Source organism: Streptomyces sp. NPDC001796 (genome assembly GCF_042892355.1).
Lineage (GTDB): Bacteria > Actinomycetota > Actinomycetes > Streptomycetales > Streptomycetaceae > Streptomyces.
Genome location: NZ_JBIAUC010000002.1, coordinates 153,521 through 173,418, shown reverse-complemented (window position 1 = coordinate 173,418; position 19,898 = coordinate 153,521). Strand labels below are relative to the sequence as shown.

At 71.3% G+C, this 19,898-nt stretch carries 14 protein-coding genes and 1 pseudogene; 10 read left to right on the top strand and 5 right to left on the bottom strand.

What is annotated here, in order from left to right; genetic code table 11:
* Nucleotides 1–26 precede the first annotated feature (26 nt).
* Entirely contained in the window at nt 27–1,994 is a 1,968-nt protein-coding gene (locus ACFYZE_RS04260; protein ID WP_388989519.1) for an NAD-binding protein, read from the bottom strand.
* Between the two features lie 254 nt (nt 1,995–2,248).
* Here ACFYZE_RS04260 and ACFYZE_RS04255 point away from each other — a divergent pair, with 254 nt between their 5' ends.
* Nucleotides 2,249–3,196, top strand: coding sequence for an MIP/aquaporin family protein (locus ACFYZE_RS04255; protein ID WP_388988321.1), 948 nt, complete (start codon nt 2,249–2,251; stop codon nt 3,194–3,196).
* Between the two features lie 124 nt (nt 3,197–3,320).
* Here ACFYZE_RS04255 and ACFYZE_RS04250 read toward each other — a convergent pair whose 3' ends face one another.
* Nucleotides 3,321–5,447, bottom strand: a complete 2,127-nt coding sequence (locus ACFYZE_RS04250; protein ID WP_388989516.1) for a SpoIIE family protein phosphatase — start codon at nt 5,445–5,447, stop codon at nt 3,321–3,323.
* A gap of 425 nt (nt 5,448–5,872) precedes the next feature.
* Here ACFYZE_RS04250 and ACFYZE_RS04245 point away from each other — a divergent pair, with 425 nt between their 5' ends.
* The 3 genes from ACFYZE_RS04245 to ACFYZE_RS04235 all read left to right on the top strand — a co-directional run bounded on the left by ACFYZE_RS04245 (nt 5,873) and on the right by ACFYZE_RS04235 (nt 7,962).
* Complete coding sequence (locus ACFYZE_RS04245; RefSeq protein ID WP_388988318.1) at nt 5,873–6,460, top strand: RNA polymerase sigma factor; 588 nt, start codon at nt 5,873–5,875, stop codon at nt 6,458–6,460.
* The gene (locus ACFYZE_RS04240; protein WP_388988316.1) at nt 6,450–7,322 is read left to right on the top strand and encodes a hypothetical protein; all 873 of its coding nucleotides are present in this window, start codon (nt 6,450–6,452) and stop codon (nt 7,320–7,322) included. Before ACFYZE_RS04245 ends, ACFYZE_RS04240 begins: the two co-directional genes overlap by 11 nt.
* Before the next feature lie 229 nt (nt 7,323–7,551).
* Nucleotides 7,552–7,962 carry a hypothetical protein gene (locus ACFYZE_RS04235; RefSeq protein WP_388988313.1) on the top strand — a complete coding sequence of 137 codons (411 nt, stop codon included), beginning with the start codon at nt 7,552–7,554 and terminating at the stop codon, nt 7,960–7,962.
* Between the two features lie 7 nt (nt 7,963–7,969).
* On the opposite strand, the gene ACFYZE_RS04230 is transcribed toward ACFYZE_RS04235, so the two are convergent.
* Nucleotides 7,970–8,809, bottom strand: a complete 840-nt coding sequence (locus ACFYZE_RS04230) for an EamA family transporter (protein WP_388988311.1) — start codon at nt 8,807–8,809, stop codon at nt 7,970–7,972.
* A gap of 227 nt (nt 8,810–9,036) precedes the next feature.
* Here ACFYZE_RS04230 and ACFYZE_RS04225 point away from each other — a divergent pair, with 227 nt between their 5' ends.
* Nucleotides 9,037–9,495 carry a pyridoxamine 5'-phosphate oxidase family protein gene (locus tag ACFYZE_RS04225; RefSeq protein WP_388988308.1) on the top strand — a complete coding sequence of 153 codons (459 nt, stop codon included), beginning with the start codon at nt 9,037–9,039 and terminating at the stop codon, nt 9,493–9,495.
* A 375-nt stretch (nt 9,496–9,870) separates the two neighbouring features.
* Nucleotides 9,871–10,764 carry a hypothetical protein gene (locus ACFYZE_RS04220; RefSeq protein ID WP_388988305.1) on the top strand — a complete coding sequence of 298 codons (894 nt, stop codon included), beginning with the start codon at nt 9,871–9,873 and terminating at the stop codon, nt 10,762–10,764.
* A 273-nt stretch (nt 10,765–11,037) separates the two neighbouring features.
* Here ACFYZE_RS04220 and ACFYZE_RS04215 read toward each other — a convergent pair whose 3' ends face one another.
* Nucleotides 11,038–11,442: an ArsR/SmtB family transcription factor gene (locus ACFYZE_RS04215; RefSeq protein WP_388988302.1), complete on the bottom strand. Its 405-nt coding sequence runs from the start codon at nt 11,440–11,442 to the stop codon at nt 11,038–11,040.
* Nucleotides 11,443–11,557: 115 nt separating this feature from the next.
* Between ACFYZE_RS04215 and ACFYZE_RS04210 the strand changes: the two genes are divergently transcribed.
* Complete coding sequence (locus tag ACFYZE_RS04210; RefSeq protein ID WP_388988299.1) at nt 11,558–13,555, top strand: heavy metal translocating P-type ATPase; 1,998 nt, start codon at nt 11,558–11,560, stop codon at nt 13,553–13,555.
* Nucleotides 13,552–13,962, top strand: coding sequence for a (2Fe-2S) ferredoxin domain-containing protein (locus ACFYZE_RS04205; RefSeq protein ID WP_388988296.1), 411 nt, complete (start codon nt 13,552–13,554; stop codon nt 13,960–13,962). Before ACFYZE_RS04210 ends, ACFYZE_RS04205 begins: the two co-directional genes overlap by 4 nt.
* A gap of 324 nt (nt 13,963–14,286) precedes the next feature.
* Here the strand turns inward: ACFYZE_RS04205 and ACFYZE_RS04200 are convergent, their stop codons facing one another.
* A complete protein-coding gene (locus ACFYZE_RS04200) occupies nt 14,287–15,909 on the bottom strand; it encodes an FAD-binding oxidoreductase (RefSeq protein ID WP_388988293.1) in 1,623 nt (540 codons plus the stop codon).
* A 317-nt stretch (nt 15,910–16,226) separates the two neighbouring features.
* Here ACFYZE_RS04200 and ACFYZE_RS04195 point away from each other — a divergent pair.
* Both ACFYZE_RS04195 and ACFYZE_RS04190 read left to right on the top strand, forming a co-directional pair.
* A pseudogene (locus ACFYZE_RS04195) lies at nt 16,227–16,327 on the top strand (SpdD protein); the annotation flags it as partial.
* A gap of 177 nt (nt 16,328–16,504) precedes the next feature.
* On the top strand, nt 16,505–19,663 hold the full coding sequence (locus ACFYZE_RS04190; RefSeq protein WP_388988290.1) for an FG-GAP-like repeat-containing protein: 3,159 nt from the start codon (nt 16,505–16,507) through the stop codon (nt 19,661–19,663).
* Nucleotides 19,664–19,898 lie beyond the last annotated feature (235 nt).

Below are 19,898 nucleotides of genomic sequence, written 5' to 3'. Positions count from 1 at the left end.
CCCCCTCGGCACGCCCGCGGGCGGGATCAGGCCCCGGCCTGCTCCCGGCGCCTGCGCCCCAGCAGGTCCGCGAGACCGCGCCGCGTCGCCGCCAGGACCACCCGGTCCTCCGCGCGCAGGACGTAGGTGGGCGGCAGGTCCCAGACCAGGCCCGAGGCGCGGTCGGGCGTGCGCGTCTCCGGGTCCGGCGCCTGGCCGCGATCCTCCGGCGCCGCGGTGTCCAGGGCGAGCACCCGCCACGCCCCGGCGCGGAACGCCTGGGCGACCGTCTTCCCCTCCAGCTGCGGATGCCCGGCCACGTCCACGGCGGCGAACAGCAGCACTCGGCGCTCCACCGGGATCGCCCCCAGGATCTGCCGGCCCAGCATGGCCCCGGCGAACGCGGGCGCGGCCAGGTGGGACACGCTGCGGCTGCGCGTCTGTGCGTGCGGGTGCGCGGCGCGCAGGGTGCGGTAGACGGCGGTCGCGAAGTCGTCGTCGTACAGGCGCAGGACGACCCGCAGGTCGGGCCGTACCGAGCGGGCGTACAGGACGGCCTCGAGGTTCGTCGTGTCGGAGCTGGTCAGGGCGAGCAGTGCGTGCGCCCGGTGGATCTTGGCGGCCTCCAGCACGCCTTCCTGGGTCACGTCTCCGAGTACGACCGGCACGCGTAGCCGCCGGGCCGTCGCGAGGCCGCGCGCCTCCGGGTCGCCCTCCACGCACACCACCGGGATCCTCAGTTCCCGCAGCCGGGTCATGACCCGGGTGCCGATCTTGCCGACGCCGAGCAGCACCACGTGTCCGGACAGTCCGCGCGGCGGTCTGCGCAGCGCGGTTCCGCTGCGGAAGGTGCCGAGGGCTTCGAGCACGGCCGCCAGCAGCACGGGCAGGAGCAGCAACCCGACCAATGAGGACAGCAGTTGCAGGATCTGCCGCCCGACGGGTTCACCGATGGCCGGGTTGTCGATGGCGAACAGGTCCAGCAGTGTCAAGTAGGTGGCCCGCAGCGGGGGTTCGCCGGTGACCGCCATCGACGCGATCGCGAGCCCGACCACACAGCCCACCAGCCCGGCGACCGACCAGCGCAGCCGCCGCGAGAACAGCGAGCCGAGCGGTACGACACTGCGCCCGGCGGGCAGCGCCGGACCGGTGTAGGAGACGGTCTCCAGGACAATGGTGCCGCGTCCGGTGGCCTCGGCCACCGCGCTTTCGTCCGGCAGGAGCTCGGGACCCTGCTCGCCGTCGAAACCATCGGCCCCGGCAGGGGCGTTGGCCGTCGCGGACAGCAACGCCAGCGTGCACAGCCCTGGATCGGCGACCTGGCCCGGCCGTGGCGGCGGACGCTCGACGGCCCGCAGCATCAGCCCGTCGGTCTGCACCACCTTGGTGGTGCCGGCGACGGCGGTCGCGGCCAGGGCGGGCGCGGCGGTGTCGGCGTCGGACAGCACGGTCGTGGACGCGTCGAACGCCTCGGCGTCGCCGGTTCCGCCGGACGCCAGGGCCGCCGCCTGGTCGAGGAGTGCCTCTATGTGCTGCCCGAGCCGCCGGTTGTACAGGCGCAGGACGAGCCGCAGCCGTGGGTTGAGGCGGCGGGCGGTGAGCGCGGCGCGGATGTTGGTCTCGTCGTCGTCATAGACGAGCGCCAGGGCCGCCGCCCGGTCCACGCCGGCCTCCGCGAGCACGGCCTCGGACGCCTCGGGGGCCTCCACCATCCGTACCGAGCCGGTGGGTTCGGTGCTGCGGCCGCCGCCTGATCCGCCGGGGCGTCCGCCCGTGCCGTTGCCGTTGCCGTTGCCGCTGCCGCTGCCGCTGCCACCGCCGTTCCCGTTGCCCGCCGCGCGCGTGACCGCGGCGGAGACCCGGTCGAGCAGCGTCGAGGCGCGGGCACGGCCCACCACCGGCTGCCGGGCGACCCGGACGGCAGGAGGGACGACGAGCGTCACCTGCTCGCCGTACACCCCGCGCAACTCGGCGGCCAGCCGGTGCGCGAGCCCGTCGTCCCCGCACACCACCATGTGCGGGACGCCGTCACCCGACCCGTTCTGCTGCGGAACCCCTGCCCCCACGAGGAGAAAGACTGCCGTATCGGGGGTGCTGGTTCCACAGAGGCGCAAGAGGCGTCGGACCTCGTCCGCACGGGTGACGGTGACGACGGTGAAGAGCGTGGCTGCTGTCCTTGAGTCATACTCTTGGTGAGTTCGACCGGCGTCCTCGACCGCGTCTGCGGGACGATCCGTCACCGGCCTGACCAGTCCCTGAGGGGGCCATCATGGCTGTGGAGATTCCGCCCTTGATCAGACCCTCCCGCCTCAAGCGCCGAGGGGGCCTGCTGGGGGAATGCCTCGCGGAGTTCCTGGGGACGCTCGTCCTCATCGCGTTCGGATGCGGTTCGGTCGCCGTGGCCGTCGCCGCGCTGCCGGGATCCGGCCGTACCGCGGCACCCACCACCTTCTTCCTGAGCTCCGGCGACTGGCTGCTGGTCGCCTGGGGCTGGGGCCTGGCCGTGACGTTCGGCATCTACGTCGCGGGCGGCGTCAGCGGCGCCCACATCAATCCGGCGGTCACGCTGGCGTTCGCGATGCGCCGCCGGTTCCCCTGGGCCCGGGTCGTCCCGTACTGGTTCGCGCAGCTGGCCGGCGCGTTCGTCGGGGCGGCGCTGGTGTACGCCGTCTACCACGATGCGATCAACACCTTCGACCACGCCATGACCGGCCCGAAGACGAACGGGCACACCCTCGCCAGCTTCTCGATCTTCGGTACGTTCCCCGCGCCGTTCTTCCACGGCGGCACCTGGGGCCCGCTCGTGGACCAGATCGTCGGTACGGCCTTCCTGGTCATGTTCGTCGTGGCGGTCGTCGACCTGCGCAACACGGGGGTGCGGGCCAACCTCGGGCCCTTCGTGATCGGCCTCGCGGTCGTCGCCATCGGCATGTCGTACGGCGCGAACGCCGGATACGCCATCAACCCCGCCCGGGACTTCGGACCGCGCCTGTTCACCTGGATGGTGGGCTGGCAGAGCCTCGCGCTGCCCGGCACGCTGCCCGGCTCCTTCAGCGACTACTGGTGGATCCCGATCGTCGGCCCTCTCGTCGGCGGTGTCGTCGGGGTCCTGGTCTACGACCTGTTCATCGGTGACGTCCTGGACATCCGCGCACAGCGCGCGGAGCCGCCGGAACCGGGCCGGGCCCGTCCGGTGGAGGCCACGGACGAGGAGTGACCGGCGGCCGGCACCCGAGCCGACGACCGTACCCGAGCCGATGACCGGGCCGGTACCTGAACCGACCGGGCCGGTACCTGAACCGACCGGGCCGGCACCTGAACCGATCACCGTGCCCGGCACGTCACGGCGCGCGCAGCAGCAGGACGGCGATGTCGTCCCGGTGCCGGCCGGTGGGCCGGACGTGGCGGACCAGGTCGTCGATCAGCTCCTCCAGCGCATGGTCGCGCACGTCGGCCAGATACCGGGCCAGGGCCGCGGTGGTCCGGTTGGTGTCGGTGCCGGGGACTTCGACGAGGCCGTCGGTGTAGAAGGCCAGCAGGGTGTCGGCGGGGAGCGGCACGCGGGTGACGGGGTAGTCGAAGTCGACGTCGACACCGAGCAGTGGCCCGGGCTCGACCTCCAGCAGGCGGACGTCGTCGGGGCCCTGGCACAGCAGTGGCGGAAGGTGACCGGCGCTGGCGAGGGCGATCTCCCGGCGGGCCAGGTCGAGATGGGCGTAGAGGCAGGACACGAGCAGGTCGGAGTTCAGATCGGTCAGGAGCCGGTTGGTGCAGGCCAGGACCTGGTCCGGGGGTGCGCCGGCGGTGGCGTGGGCGTGGATGGCGGTCCGCACCTGGCCCATGAGGGCGGCCGCGGCCATGCTGTGGCCCTCCACGTCGCCGATGACGGCCGCCGCGGTGGTGGCGTCGAGGCGCAGCAGGTCGTAGAAGTCGCCGCCGACCTCGACCCCGCGGGTCGCGGGCAGGTAGCGGGCGGCCACGTCGAGTCCGGGCACGGCGGGCAGAACGCGCGGCAGGAGCACCTGCTGGAGGTCGTGCACGAGGCCGTGCTGGGCGTCGTAGAGCCGGGCGCGGTCCAGAGCCTGTGCCATCAGCCCTGCCAGTGAGGTCAGTACGGCGCGCTCGTCGGCGGAGAACGTGTGGGGCCGGACGTAGGAGAGGACGCAGCAGCCCACCGGTCGTCCCGTGACCATCAGGGGGAGGAAGGCCCAGGCCTGTTTGCCGCTCATCAGGGGCGCCTCCGGGTGGTTGCCGGCCAGTTCGGAGGGGCTGGCGAAGAAACCGGGAGTGCCGGTGGCGAGGATGTGACCGGCGGGGGTGAGGTCGGTGTCCAGTGGGAGCCCGTCGAGGCGTTCGACGACCTCGGGCGGGTAGCCGTACGAGCCGACGATCTTCAGGCGGCCCGCGTCGACGGCCGACAGCAGCAGGCCCTGGGCGCGGAAGGCGGGCAGGATCTGCTCCGCGACCATCTCGAACAGGTCGCGCACGCTCACCGTCTCCGTCAGCGCGGCGGCGAGATGGATGAGCTGGTACAGACGGCCGGTCGGGGTCAACGTGACCGGTCGGGGGCGGGTACTCGGCGTGGGCTGCTCCCCGGCGGGGGTGATACGGGCGCTGATGCCGCTGGCGTCCGGGTACAACTCGAAGGTCAGCCACTGGTCCGGGGGGCGCCGGGCCGTGAACGACACGGCGGCGCGGCTGACCACGGCTGTGCGGTAGTGGTCCTCGAACACGGGGTCGTCCATCCACGGCAGCGACTGCCAGGGCCGGGTCCCCAGTAGCCGGCCGCCGTCGCGGCCGAGCAGGCGGGCGGCGGCCTTGTTGATGAAGGTGATCCTGCCCTCGAGGTCGAGGGCCACGGCGCCCTCGGGGAGGCGTTCGGCGTAGTCGACGGCGACGAGACCGGTGTAGGCGGGGTGGCGCGGGGTGTCGAGGGAGACCAGGCGCGGCTGGTCGGGCAGCGTGGGTGGGCGTGACGCGTGGTCCAGGAGACGGCCCAGACGGCGGGCGCTGGAGGTGATGTGGTGGCGTTCGCGGGAGGTGGGCCTTCGGTCGTGGTCGGCGGGCCACATCAGCACCAGTCCGCCCCAGCAGCGTCGCATTCCGGTCACGGCGTGCGCGGCGAGCGGGAACCTGTAGGGCAGGACCGCGGCGACACGCGGGTACCGGCGGACCATGTCGCTCTGGTCCCCGATCCACACCAGTTGTTCCTCGCGGATCGCGTCGGCGACCGGGACGGGAGCGGTGAGCGGCAGCCGCCGCCATGGGGCGGTGAACTCCAGAGGCATGCCGCACACGGCCACCAGCCGCAGCACCGGCTCCGTCTCCTCGTTCAGGTAGAGAGCGCCCACGGAGGCTCCGGTACGGCGCACCGTCGAGGCCAGGACAGTGTCCAGGGCATCGTCCAGTTCGTCGGGGGCCTCGCCCAGCGCCGGAGCCGTGTCCTGCGGCCCGTCGTCGCCACCCATGGCCATATCGGGACAATACGCCCATTGAGGGTCGCTGACACGGCAAGCGTCGCCGCTCGGACGGGCTGCCGGACCGTCCCTCAGCCCCTTCCGGTGCGTCAGGTGCCCGGTGGCCGGGAGGTCAAGACCGTGCCGGCCGAGCACCTCGATTTCACCCAAAGTGATGGGCGATTAGGATGGACTTGTTGGATTGGATCCCATATGAGGCAATCGGATCCCATATGAGGCAGGTGTCACCTGCGGGTGGTGATCCGGGGACGCCGTACAAGCCCAGCCGGAGTCGCCATGAACTCCACCAGAGCCGTCGGCACCGCCCCCCGGCTTCCGCTTCTGTCCCGGAGGCGGCCATGACCTTCCGTGACGGGCGGGCAGTTCCCTGGCGCGGCCGGGCAATCCCTCGGCGTGACCGGGCCGTATATACAGGTGTGCAGAGGTTCCGGTTCCCCGTGGGCCGTCTCCCGGACGAAGCTCTGCTGTCCGGGCTGGCCACCGGCGATCAGGAACTCGCCGTCACCTTCGTACGGAGGTTCCAGCACAAGGTCTTCGGTGTCGCCGTCGCCGTCACCGGGGACCCGCAGCTCGCCGAGGACATCGCCCAGCAGACGTTCGAACGGGCGTGGCGCCATGCGCAGATCTACGACTCCCGCCGGGGTTCGGTGACGACCTGGCTCACGACCATCGCCCACAACCTCGCCATCGACGCCGTCCGGTCCCGGCGGCCGGAGCCGCTGGCACCCGACGACCTCGAGGCGGTCCTGGGCGTCGTCAGCGAGACACCCGAGCACTACGCCCTGGCCGACGAGGCGTCCTCGCGGCTGCGGGCCGCGGTGGCGCAGCTCCCGCGCGAGCAGGGCCGTGCCCTGGTGATGGCGGGCATCTACGGCATGACGGCCCAGCAGATCGCCGACTGGGAGCACATCCCGCTGGGTACCGCCAAGACACGCATCAGGACGGCGATGGGCAAGTTGCGCTCCACTCTCGCCCCTCCCCAGGGGAGCGACCATGCCCAGTGACGTGGCCTGCGAGAAGCTGCGGGAGATCGGCCCCGAGCTGGCCCTCGGCGTGCTTCCCGGCCGGGAACGCGCCGGGGCGGTCGCCCATCTGGACCGGTGCGCGGACTGCCGGGAGTACGTCGCGCAGCTCACCCTCGTCGGCGACCGGCTGATCGGACTGCTGCCGTGCGCTGAGCCGCCGGTCGGGTTCGAGACCCGGGTGGCGCGGGCGCTGACACGCAGCGCACAGGGGCAGGGGGCGCGGGCGCAGGGTGCGCAGGCAGAGGAAGAGCAGGCCCGGGGTGCGCAGGTCGAGGGCGTACAGGTCGAAGGCGTGCGGACGAACGGCGCGCAGGCGCATGGCACGCCGGCGTACGAAGGGCGCGTCCGTGAGGCGGGCATCCCGCGTCAGGGCCGGCGCGGACGCCGGGTACGGCTGCGGGTCGCCTCCTCCGCGGCCGCGCTCGCCCTCGCCTTCGGGTTCGGCGGCTGGGCGGTCGGCACGGCGATCGAGGAGCTCACGGCCGGACCCTCCAACCCCGCCGGGGCACCCACGGGCATGCTGAGGGCCGCACTGGTCTCGGCCCGGGCTTTCGGGAAGTCGGCGGGCGAGGTCTACGCCCACCCCGGGCCCGCGGGCTGGCTCTACATGTCCGTCGATCTGGCCGACGCCGGGACGCCGTACGACGGCAAGGTGTCCTGCCTGCTGGTGCGGCACGACGGCAGCACGGTCCGCGTCGGCGAGTTGACCCTGCACAAGGGCTACGGCTACTGGGCCGGCCCCGCCCCCGTCGATGCCTCGACACTGGCGGGCGCCCGGCTGACGGCGTCCGACGGGACGGTCCTGGCCACGGCTCAGTTCGGCGCATCCGGTCTGGCGTAGGGCGGTCGCTTCACGGGCGAGCGCCTCACGGGCGGGTGCCCTGGCCGGTCGTTCGCCCTGCCCGGTCGTGTGCCCCCGGCTCCTTGCGCAGTCGCGCCCTTCTCGGTCGCACGCAAGCCCTGATTCACCCCAAAGGGTGAACAAGTGGATGGATGTCCGGGCTGCCCCTCTTCGGTGCGATGTCCTGAGGCACGCATGCCGTGCCCGGACCGGCGAAGAGGGGGAGCGTATGCGGGTCTTCGTGCTGTGCGCCTGGCTGCTGACCGCCGGTTTGGGCGGTTACCTCGCCACCGTGTGGATCCGTCACGGCGGACTGCGGCAACGCACGGCCGGCGTGACGCGACTGCCGCTGTGGCTGGTCCTGGGCCATGTGACACTCGCCGTGGCCGGTCTCGCGGCCTGGACCGTGTACCTCGTGGGCGGTACCGGGGCCTCGGCCTGGACGGCGTGCGCGGTCGTGCTGGTCGTGGCCGCCTTCGGCTTCATGATGCTGCTGCGCTGGCTGCCCAGCTCCGGACGGCACTCCCACGGCGGCGCCACCGCCGAACGGCACTTCCCCCTCGCGGCCGTGGTGGCACACGGCACGAGCGCCGGCGCCACCGTGCTGCTGGTCGTGCTCGTGGTGCTGCGCCGGGCGTGAATCCGCCTCACCCCAGGGTGAGCAGAACGATGGCGACGGCCGAGCCCACCAGACCGACAACCTGCGTCCGAGTGGCCCGCTCGTGCAGGACCGTAAGCCCGAGGAGGGTGGGAATCGCCGGATACAGGGAGGCCAGGACGACGGCGATGGCCATCATCTGCCGATGCGCCGCCCAGAGATAGAGGACGAGGCCGAAGCTCGCACCCGCCCCGACGAGGACCGACTCACCCAGTCCCCGCACGGGCTGCCGAAACCGGGGAGCCTGCCGCCAGGCGCTCGGTGACAGGAGCAGGACGGCGGCGAGACGCCCAGCGGCCACGGGCCACAGACCGCTCGCCGGGGCGGCCTGAGCGAGGCCGATGTACTGCAGGGCCACCCCCGAACTCGCGATCAGTCCGTCCACCGACGCCTCCTTCCCGTCCTCCCCGCGACCGGGGCGAGAGCCGCCGGAGACGAGCCACAGGGCAGGCAGGGTGAGGCAGATCCCCAGCCAGGCCGCCCCTGTGGGCTGGTCGCCCAGGAGGAACACACCGCTCAGCACGGACAGGGCGACCCCGGTCACGGCGCTCACCGGGACCACGACGCTCATGGCTCCGCGGCTCAGACCGCGGTTGAGGAAGTGCATGGCGGTGCCGCTGCCCGCCCCCGAAAGGGCGCCCCAGACCACATCCGAGGGCCGAACCGTCTCGGCAGGCACCACAGCCGCGGCCACCACCGCGAACAGCAGACCGCCGACCTGCCCGAGGAAGGTGACCACGGTGAAGTGAATCCGGCGGGACAGCAGTCCGCCGGCGAAGTCGACGACGCCGTAGCAGACCGCCGAGGCCAGCGCGAGAAGAGCACCCATCCACCCACAGTTCCCAGCCGCGAGCGCTCGATCCCCCTCACCGCCAGGGCTGTTGCTCCTGCGGTCAGCACCCCTCGCCTCGCCGCTCGTCCGTAGGCCCTGTGCGGCTCGCCCTCGTCACGCTCACTCGAGTGCCTCACGCCCCCTTGATCGGGGATCTTCACGGCTGTTTCATGTTGGGCCTGTGGCCATGAAATTGTTGGGCGGCCACGCACATTGAACACGTCATGACTCAAGGACCAGCACCCCGCCCTCTGTCCGACGAAGCCCTCTCCAGTCTTCTCGGCAAGCAGCAGTTCGGCACACTGGCCACCGTTAAGCGCAGTGGCCACCCCCACCTGACCACCATGCTGTTCAACTGGGACCCCGACGCCCGCATGGTGCGGTTCTCGACGACGGCCGACCGGGTCAAGGTCGGGCATCTGCGGCGCAACCCGCGTGCGGCGCTTCATGTGCAGGGCGGCGACGCGTGGTCGTTCGCCGTCGCTGAAGGCGAGGCGGAGGTCTCCGAGAGTACGACCGTTCCCGGCGACGCCGTCGGGCGGGAACTGCTCGAGATGATCCCGCAAGCCGCGAAGCCAGAAGATGAAGGTGCGTTCCTGGAGCAGCTGGTTGCCGAGCGCCGGGTGGTCATCCGGTTGAAGGTGGACCGCCTGTACGGCACGGCGCTCGACATCGACGGCTAGGACATCTCGTCTCCGTGCTGGTCACAGCCAATCGTTGCGGACGCGGTCCGTCGGGGCCGGGATGGTCGCCTTGGTTCCGCGTCTGCGCAGGTAGGCGCGGTCGCGACGGGAGTCGTACGCCTTGTTTCGCACGCACGCGTTCGGGGCGCTGCCCTGTAGGTGTACCCGGGTGTGACACGCAAGGACGTCACCGAGCCGGAGGCGGTCGCCCGACACGCGGACTGACCTGCCGTCCGGTCCGTCTTCAGGATGTGTCCAGGCTCTCTGTGCCACGGTCGGAGTTCTCGGCCGCCGTCGGCGGTCGGCTCGTCACAAGGCGCTCGTCCCGGTTCCGGGGCGGGCGCCCTGGCGTTCGACCGGACAGGAGAAGGTGACTTGGACGAACCGGAGGTCCGCACCGACCTCGACATGGCGGGCACGTCGAGTGCGGCCAGGTCGGTCATGAAGAAGCTGCCCGAGGTGACGGCGGCCTTCTGGATCATGAAGATCGCCGCGACGACCCTGGGTGAGACGGCGGGCGACCTCTTCGCGCAGACCCTGAAGCTGGGCTACTTCCTCACCACGATCGCGCTGTTCCTGATCTTCTTGGTGACGCTGGTGGTGCAGCTGCGGTCCAGCCGCTACAACCCGTTCTTCTACTGGACCGTGATCCTGACGACCAGCATGGCCGGCACCACGATGTCCGACTTCATGAACCGTGACGCCAGCGCCAAGTACCTTTCGAAGGGCGCGACTTCGCTCGGCTGGGGCCCGCAGGGCCTCGGCCTCGGCTACCCCCTCGGAGCGGCGATCCTCATCTCGATCCTTCTGGTGATCTTCCTCGTCTGGCAGCTGAGCGGCGTGACGTTCCAGATCCGCGACATCGTCACCTTCAAGGGCGAGGCCCTGTTCTGGTCGGCGATCCTCGTGTCGAACACCCTCGGCACCTCGATGGGCGACTTCCTGTCCGACAGCTCCGGCCTCGGCTACGCCGGCGGCGCGCTGCTCGTGACCGGGATCCTCGCCGTGCTCGCCGTATTGATGAAGGTGCCCGCGGTGCCCAACGTGCTGCTGTTCTGGATCGCCTTCGTCCTCACCCGCCCGCTGGGCGCCACCGCCGGTGACTTCCTCACCAAACCGGTCACCAAGGGCGGCATGGATCTCGGTACCGCGGGCTCCTCGGCTGTCCTCATCGCGATCCTGTTCGCACTCATGGCCTACTCCCAGGTGCAGGAGCGCAGGACCGCCGCCCACCCGGCAAGGGACGCGGTCACCCGGCGGCCAGGCTGACCGCGAACCCGGCCCCGGACGGTTGCCGCATGATGCTCCGTCGGCCCGTCGGCCCGTCGGCCCGTCGGCCCGTCGGCCCGTCGGCCGTCACCTGGTGCACGCCTCCGGGGGCGCCATCGCCCTGCACCCGGCGCGGCACCGGCATCGACGCCGGCGTGCGGTTGCGTCCGGTGGCCGCTGGGCGGACGGGCGGCGGGGGTCGTCCCGATCCACTCCGGCAACGGCGAGAGCGCGATGACCGGTCCGGCCGTCACGGCTGTCGCTCGGGGTCGGTCAGACGCTCGCGACGGGCGCCTCTTCCCCCTCCGGCTCCGTGCCGGTGACGGCGGTGTCGCTCAGGCCGAGGCGGAGGTGCTCGACGTGATAGACGGCCTGGTCGAGGAGTTCGGCGACGTGGTTGTCGTAGAGGGAGTACACCACTGAGCGGCCCTTTCGGGTGCCGACGACGAGGCCGAGGTTGCGCAGCAGGCGCAGCTGGTGGGAGCAGGCGGACTGTTCCATGCCGACCTCGGCGGCCAGCTCGGTCGCGGGCAGGGGGCCTTGGCGCAGGCGGGCGAGGATGAGCAGCCGTGAGGGGGTCGCCAGTGCCTGGAGGGTAGTGGCGACCTTCGCCGCGCTGGCGGCGTCCAGGTGTCCGCGCGGGACGCTTCCGGCTGGCGGTGCGGCTCCATGACCCATGTGCACATGGTACGGGGCACCTCCCATGAACGCATGAATGATTCTTCATTCATTCCTGCTACGGTGGTGGGGTCGGACTGTGTCCCGCCCCCGATCCGTGAAGGACCCCGTGTCGATGTCTTCCACTCTCACCCGCCCGGCGCCGACCGGCGCGGTCCGCGAGGCGGTGGTGCCACGGCGGCGCACCCGTGTCTTCACGCTTCCGGAGGCCCGGTGGGCGGCGACCGCGCTGGCACTGTTCCTGATCGCGCTGCCGCTGTACCTGACCGGGGCACCCGCGTGGTCGTGGGGACCGTTGTTCGCGGCCGTCTACGTCACCGGTGGTTGGGAACCGGGTTGGGCAGGCCTGCGGGCGCTGAAGGAGAAGACCCTGGACGTGGACCTGCTCATGGTCGTCGCCGCGCTCGGTGCTGCGGCGATCGGGCAGGTGCTGGACGGGGCGCTGCTGATCGTCATCTTCGCCACCTCCGGTGCGCTGGAGGCGATCGCCACCGCCCGGACCGCGGACTCGGTGCGCGGTCTGCTCGACCTGGCTCCCCCCACCGCCACCCGTCTGATGGATGACGGCGATGAGGAGACCGTGCCCTCCGGGCAACTGCACGTCGGTGACACGATCCTGGTCCGGCCGGGTGAGCGGATCGGTGCCGATGGGCGGGTGCTGGACGGGGCCAGTGAGGTCGACCAGGCCACCATCACGGGCGAGCCGCTGCCGGTGGCCAAGGAACCCGGGGACGAGGTGTTCGCCGGCACCCTGAACGGCACCGGCGCGCTGCGGGTGAAGGTGGAACGGGACCCGTCCGACTCCGTGATCGCACGGATCGTCGCCCTGGTCGAGGAGGCGTCCGAGACCAAGGCACCGACCCAGCTGTTCATCGAGAAGGTCGAACAGCGTTACTCCCTGGGCATGGTCGCGGCCACGGTGGCGTTGTTCGTGCTGCCGCTGCTGTTCGGCGCCGACCTGCGGTCCACGCTGCTGCGCGCGATGACCTTCATGATCGTCGCCTCGCCGTGCGCGGTGGTACTGGCCACCATGCCGCCACTGCTGTCCGCGATCGCCACCGCCGGCCGCCACGGCGTGCTGGTGAAGTCGGCCGTCGTCATGGAACGCCTCGGCCAGGTGGACGCCGTCGCGCTGGACAAGACGGGCACCCTGACCGAGGGCACCCCACGCGTCACCGACATCCGCCCGCTGGCCGGCTCCGGCCTGAGCGAGCAGGAGCTTCTGCGGCTGGCGGCGGCCGCCGAGCACCCCAGCGAGCACCCGCTGGCCCGCGCCGTCGTGGACGCCGCCCGCACCCGTGGTCTGGACATTCCGCCCGCCGATGACTTCGTCTCCGCTCCGGGCACCGGCGTCGCCGCGACGGTGGCCGGCCGCACGATCGCGGTCGGCAGCCCCGCTCGCCTGCTGGACGGCAGCCCCGCAGTCCTTGTGGACGGCAGCACTCACCCGGCCGCAACGGTCGCCGCAGGCCTGGAAGAGGAGGGCCGCACCGCGGTTCTGATCACGGCTGACGGTACGCCGGTGGGAGTGATGGGCATCGCCGACCGGCTGCGCGAGGAGGCCGCCGCCACCACCGCCGCGCTGGGCCGCCTGAGCGGCACCGCCCCGGTGCTGGTCACCGGCGACAACCCGCGCGCCGCCGCCCGGCTTGCCGCGGAAGTCGGCATCACGGATGTGCGCGCCGGTCTGCTGCCGCACGACAAGGTCGCCGCGGTGCAGGAGCTGGAGCAGGCCGGACGGAAGGTGCTCGTGGTGGGCGACGGCGTCAACGACGCTCCCGCGCTGGCCGCCGCCCACACCGGCATCGCCATGGGCCGGGCCGGATCCGACCTGGCCCTGGAGACCGCCGACGCGGTCGTCGTCCGCGACGAACTCGCCACCATCCCCACCGTGATCGCGCTCTCCCGCCGGGCCCGCCGCCTGGTGGTGCAGAACCTGGTGATCGCCGCCGTCTTCATCACCGGCCTGGTCCTCTGGGACCTCGCCGGCACCCTGCCGCTGCCTCTGGGCGTCGCCGGACACGAGGGCTCCACCGTCATCGTCGGCCTCAACGGCCTGCGCCTGCTGGCCGACGGCGCCTGGCGCCGCGTCCGAGGGGGGATCGACCAGTGAGCCGCCGCGTCCGCACGACAGGCCCCGCCGCAGCGGCGCAGCCGGCCCGGTGCACGGTCACCGTCTGCCGTGGCTGCTGCTGCGGCACCTCGAAGATCCCTGGCCTGGACCATGCCGAGCAACTCGCCCGGCTGCGGCAGGCACTCGCCGACACCGCACAGGTCCGGGTGACCGGATGCCTGGACGCCTGCGAGCACGGCAACGTGATGGTCGTCCAGCCCTCCGCCACGGGACGGGCGGCCGGCGGTCGGCCCGTGTGGCTGGGGCTGCTCAACGATGCGGACGCCGCCGCCGACATCGCCACCTGGATCACCGCAGGCGGCCCCGGCCTGGCCGACCCGCCCGGCATCCTCGACCTGTACGCGTTCACTCCCTCCCGGCGTATTCGACGGGCTGTCGAGGGATGACTCGACTCGGTAGCGACCACGCCCCCGAGGAACTCACAACGGCGCACGGTCGTTCAGCCGACCGTGGCGCTCCTTCATGCCGCCGCACAGCGGATCAGGCCCGGTGCTGACGTCTCAGCACCGGGCCTTGAACCCTGGCGCGGTGTGGTCCACGTCAGCCTCCCCTTGCCGAATCGGGTCCCCGCCACAAGCGATGGCGGTATTCCCCCAAGGGGAGACTCCACGGCCGAAGGCCCCGACCCGCACGGGGTCGGGGCCTTCGCCTGCCCGGCTGAAGCGCCGCTTCGACGGCGCACCGCGGGCCGACCGAGGTGCGTCACCAGGTCACCCGCGGCCGTGATCGCGTGTCGCGGGCGGGATGCTCTGCTCGTACTGGAAGACGTTGTACGGGTCGTACTTCGCCTTGATCTCGCGCAGTCGGTCGAAGTTGTCTCCCCAGTAGGCGGTCTCCCACTCCTGCATTCCGATGTTCGGCACATTGACGTAGGCGCCGTTCACATAGGGCCGCAGCGCCTGGCTGAACTCGGCGATCCAGGCCTGGGCCTGCGGGGTGAGCGGGTCGCAGACGCCGGGTTGGGTGCCACGAGTCCCCCAGCCGGCGCCCGGCTCGGAGTAGAAAAGCGCGTCGCGATGCGGGAACGCGGTGCCGCCGCGCGGGCTCTTCCTGACCGCCCCGCCGAAGGCCTGGGTGAAAAAGTTGCTGTCATCCGTCGGGGCCTTTTGCATGAACGAGGCGATCACGCTGATCGCTTCGCTCGGGAACGGCTTTCTGGTGAACTGCGAGAAGAATTTCCAGTTCGCGGGTTCGTCCGCGGTGGGAATCTGGAATCCCGCATACACGTCGCCCCAGTTGCCGACCTGTGTCGTGACATGGGGGCTGCCGACCGACAGGATCGGGGCCAGCAGCTGCTGTGTCTCAGCCGGCGTTCCTTCCGCGAGAACCGCGAACAGCAGGATCTGCTTTCTGTGGATCTCAAGCTGGGTTCCGAGCCGGTTGTCGGCGGACGGTGCCGTACGCTGCCAGGTGTCAAAGACCCCCGGCAGGTCCCCGATGCCGTCCCACGTCGCTTGCAGATACGTGACGCTCTTCAGCGGAGTCACTTTGTAGGTGAGAGACGTGACGACCCCGAAGTTGCCGTTTCCGGCCCCGCGGAGCGCCCAGAGCAGGTCCGAGTTGTTCCTCAGATCCGCGGTGACCACCTTGGCGCACTCGGTGCCCGACGGGACGACGACCTCGGCCCCCACAAGGCTGTCGCAGGCCATGCCGAGCCACCGGGTGAGGAAGCCGAAGCCGCCGCCGAGCGTCGCACCGGCCAGGCCTACGCTGCCCTCCGTTCCCGTCGTCACCGCGAAGCCCTGCTTGGCGAGCGTGGTCACCGCTTCCAACTGGTTGAGCCCGGCGCCGACCTTCGCGATACGAGAGGCGCCGTCGATGTGGACCGACTTCAACTCGCTGATGTCGATCACGAGGCCGTTGTCCACGTTCGACCAGCCCTCAAGGCTGTGGCGGCCGCTGCGCACCCGCAGCGCGACGTCGTTCTGCCGCGCCCAGGTGAGGGCGTTGACGACGTCCTGAGTGTTCTGGGCGAAGACGACGACCAGCGGATAGTGCGAGAAGAGCTGGTCCCAGCCGAGGCGCGCATCCGTGTACGTGGGGTCGTCGGGCCGGACGATGCGGCCGGTCAGCTGCGCCGGCGGGCATTTCCGGCTTTCGGGCCGCTTGACCGCGGCACTCGCGGCCGCGGGCTCCGCAGCCGTAATGCCTGGTACTACGACCGCGCCGGCGCCGGCGACCGCCGTCGCCTTCAGCAGTCCGCGACGAGAATAGTCATGCATGGCCCGTATCCTTTCGACCGGGATACGCCAGAACTCGGCTGAGGAATTCTTGTCCGTCGGCCGGCGCGTTCGATCCTTTGTGGACGATTCCTGCGGCCCGCAGATTAACAAGGGTGACCCGCGACGGCGCCGCCCAACACGCTTACCGGGGACGATGGCGACATGTGGAAGAGTGCTGTACGCGAGCGGTCATGAATTGACCCACCCATTTGGCTGCGCCGGGGGATTTATCTCCTCCGGTGGGCTGACCACCCAGCGGGAGCCGACCAGGTATCTGCCGCCGTACATGGTGATCGCGTCCAGCCAGGCCTCCTTGTACTGCTCCTCGAGGAGGTCGTGATCGGGTAGTGTGGCGGACGCCCTCGCGCAGTTCCTTCGCGTCGACGCGGATCCCGGCCTTGCAGCCGGTCAGGCCGGTGATCGCCTCGGTCCTCACCGCGCTCCCGGCCGCCGTCGCCGTCTCGGCCATCTCAGTGGCTGTAGCCGCTGCGGTCCTGCGCCCCTGCTCCGCGAACACCACCGGTGCTGAACGTCGCCACGCGTTGTCGGACCAAGCCCCCACCCAGGAGCACCGTTGTCCACCTCCGTCATCCCCGCCAGCCGCCGCCCGCTGATGGCTTAAGCTCGCGGCCTACTCCGTGACCGCGGCCCGCGTCGCCGCGACCGGAGCCCGCTGGTTCTTCTTGCAGGACGATGGGGTGGGGAAATGACTTTTCGACGGAGGCTCAGATCCGGGTCGGCGGCGCTTGTGGTCGCCGCGGCGATAGCCGGTGCGGTTCCCAGGCACGCGCTGGCGGCGACGAGCGGCACGCCGACCGAGGCCACGACGCTGCCCGCGCCGCAGCTCGCAGCGTTCCGGGGGGACATGCCGCTGGTGGCGGGTGCGAGTGGCTTCCTGCACCAGGAGCAGGGGCTGCCGGGCTACACCTGGACCGACTACGCGTCCGGGACGGACACCTCGCAGCCGCAGCTGACCGCCGTGCCGCTGACGAACGCGAACTTCTTCTCCGCCGGTGGCGACCACGTCGCCTACCAGAACGGCGCGACGCTGGGCGTCGGTGACCCGACCGTGGCCGGCAGCTGGGTCAGATACGACCTCTCCTCCCTCGGCGGCACCTTGCTGCACACCGTCGTCGGCGTCGGAGCGAACGGGACCCGCGCCCTGGTGCGGGCGACCGGCGGTGTCCATCTGCTCCAGCTCAACGCGGACGGCACGTTCACCGAGGTCGCCATGACCGGCCTGCCGTCGAGCAGCGACTACATCATCGACGCCGTCGGGTACCAGAGCGCCGGCGACTACGTGACGATCCGCAGCACCCCGAAGCCGGGCGTCTCCGGCACCAGCGCGTTCTACCTCGTGCGACTGGACACGGGCGCGGCAACCGCGGTGACGGCCGTCACCCCGCGCAGCGCCGTGGCCCCCACCATCCACGGCGACTACCTGACCTGGCCCTCGAGCGGCGGCATCTCGCTGGTCACGGTCGCCGACGCCCTCGCGGGGAGCACAGGCACACCGACGCAGGTCCCGGCACCGGCCGGTTCCGGCATGCTGCTCGACTACGACGTCGTCGGCCAGCAGGTCGTCATGATGACCCGGGTCTCGTCGGGCGCGCTTGTGCTCAACTCCGTCCCGATCGCGGGCGGCCCGGCCACCCAGCTCGACGCCACGGTGACCGAGTCGGCTCCCAGTGCCAGGGTTCCCGGCTATTTGCCTCAGGGCCCCGGGGGCGCTCTCGTCGTCGGAGGCAGCACCAGCACCAGCCAGGCCGTGCAGCGGCTCACCGCGGCATCGGACGGAAGCGTGAACGTCACCGCCGTGCGGCAGTTGCCGCCCCCGGCCGAGACCACCGCGACGCTGTCGATGGCGCACGGTCAGGTGCGCCAGGTCCTCACCGTTCCGCAGCTCAACGCCGCCACACGCTTCGCGATGGCCACCACACCGCTGACCGGCTCCGGCAGCAACATCGGCAAGACGACGACCGGCTACCTGAGCGACGGCGGCCGGCCGCTCCAAGCCGGTCCCTGCGCGGTGGACGCCTTCTGCGTGCGCGAGACGGACGGCAACGCCTATGGGCCGGTGTACACGACCACCACAGCGACCTCCGCCCAGGTGTTCATCAGCGGCCTCACCCGAGAGAACTTCTCCTCGCCCGACACCCGCGTCGTGGACGCCGACAGCGAGTTCGTGCTCATCGACTCGGCCGGCTCCCAGTACCTCTGGGAACCAGGTCAGAGCGCGATGATTCCTCTGGGGCCGGCGAGCGGGGCGACACTGTGGATGGGCACGCTCTGGCGGGCCACCGCGCCCGGCCAGATCCAGGCCAGCACGCCCCACACGGGGCTGGGCAGCGCGCCCACCCTCCAGCGGACCATCAGCACCGGGGCGTCCTGCACGCCCAGCGACGTGCAAGTGGCGCAACACTGGCTCTACTGGAGCTGCGGCAGCAGCGGCCCGGCCGGGGTCTACGACCTGGCCACCAACGTGAAGTTCAGCGTCGACGCCGGCCCGGTGCTGCTGGGTGACGGCTATCTGGTGCGTCACGACGCGGCAAGCGGTGAGCTGCGGCTGACGGACGTGCACGCGGACTCCGTCGGCGCGACCTCTGTGCTGGCCACTTTCTCGCAGGCCGCCGGGGCGAGCGACGACCGGGACATCGACTGGACCGTGGACCGCACCAGTGGTGACGTTGCCTACACGGGCTCGGACAACATCGTCCACGTGCTGACCACGGGTGTGCCCGCGTCCCCGGTCGCGGCCAACGCGGGGGCCTGGAACAACTCCATCACGCCCGGCCAGGCGTGGAACTTCCGCTTCGAGGCCAGCCGTCCGCTCGCGAGCTGGCAGTTGGTGATCCGCCGGGCGACCACCGGACAGGTCGTCTACAGCTACACCGGTGGCCCGACCGCCGCTTACGGCTTGACGAGCTGGAACGGCATCCTCCAGACCAAGACGGCCGCCTTCAACGGCTCCTACGACTGGCAGCTGCTGGCCGTCCCCGCGGACGCGCCCGGCGCCGCTCCGACGCAGGTGGCCGCCGGCACGACTGAGGTCTTCGACGGCCGGATGCCCTTCCACTCCTACGGGTACACCGGCCGGTCCACGCTGCTCGGCGTGCTGAAGCAGTCCGCCTTCGGGTACGGCCACGGCGAGGGCATGGACTACGAGGGCAACGGCCATGGCGGCTACTCCAGCCCGGTCGCGTCGAGCTACTGGAACCTCGGTACCGGCTCCGGTCAGCTCAACGCGGTCGTGCCCTTCGGCGACCTCAACGGCGACGGCTTCAACGACATCCTCGTCCGGACCAGCGGCGGCGAGTTGGAGTACTACCCGAACCAGGCGGCGGGCGGCGTCCTCAACAACACCTCGCCGAGGGCGCTCGGCGGGGGCTGGAACATTTACCACCGGCTGGTCTCGGTCGGTGACCTGAACCGGGACGGCCACGACGACCTGATCGCCCGCGATGCTTCGGGCGAGCTGTGGATGTACCCGGGTACGGGCAGGGGCGGCTTCGGTTCCCGGGTCGCGCTCGGCGGGGGCTGGAACACCTACACCCGGATCGTCGGCGTCGGCGACGTGAACGGCGACGGCAACGGCGACCTGCTGGCGGTCGACACCGCGGGCGGGCTCTGGCGCTACCTGGGCAACGGCAAGGGCGGCTTCAACTCGCGGGTGAAGATCGGGACGGGCTACCAGATCTACACGGCGATGGTCGGCGTCGGCGACGTGGACGGTCACGGGCTCAACTCGGTCGTCGCCCGTGACACCTCCGGTGTGCTGTGGCGGTACGACTTCACCGCCTCCGGCTCGCTGCTCTCGCGGGTCCGCATCGGCAGTGGGTGGAACATCTTCTCCGACCTCTACTGATCCTCCGCCGCTACGGGCCGTCCGGCCCGCCGCTGAAACCAGGCCGCCAACCCCGCTCCTCCCGCGCGGACGACCCGCGCGGGAGGAGCCGGTCAGGGACGGCTGTCAGCCTTGGTCGTCGATGAGCACCCTCCGACGGCCCCAGGGATACCCCCCGGGGCCGTTGGCGTTACTCGCTTTCAGGCCCTCTTGATGCGAACTACGGGCTAGGCGGCCGAGGTCTGCTGGGCTGGTC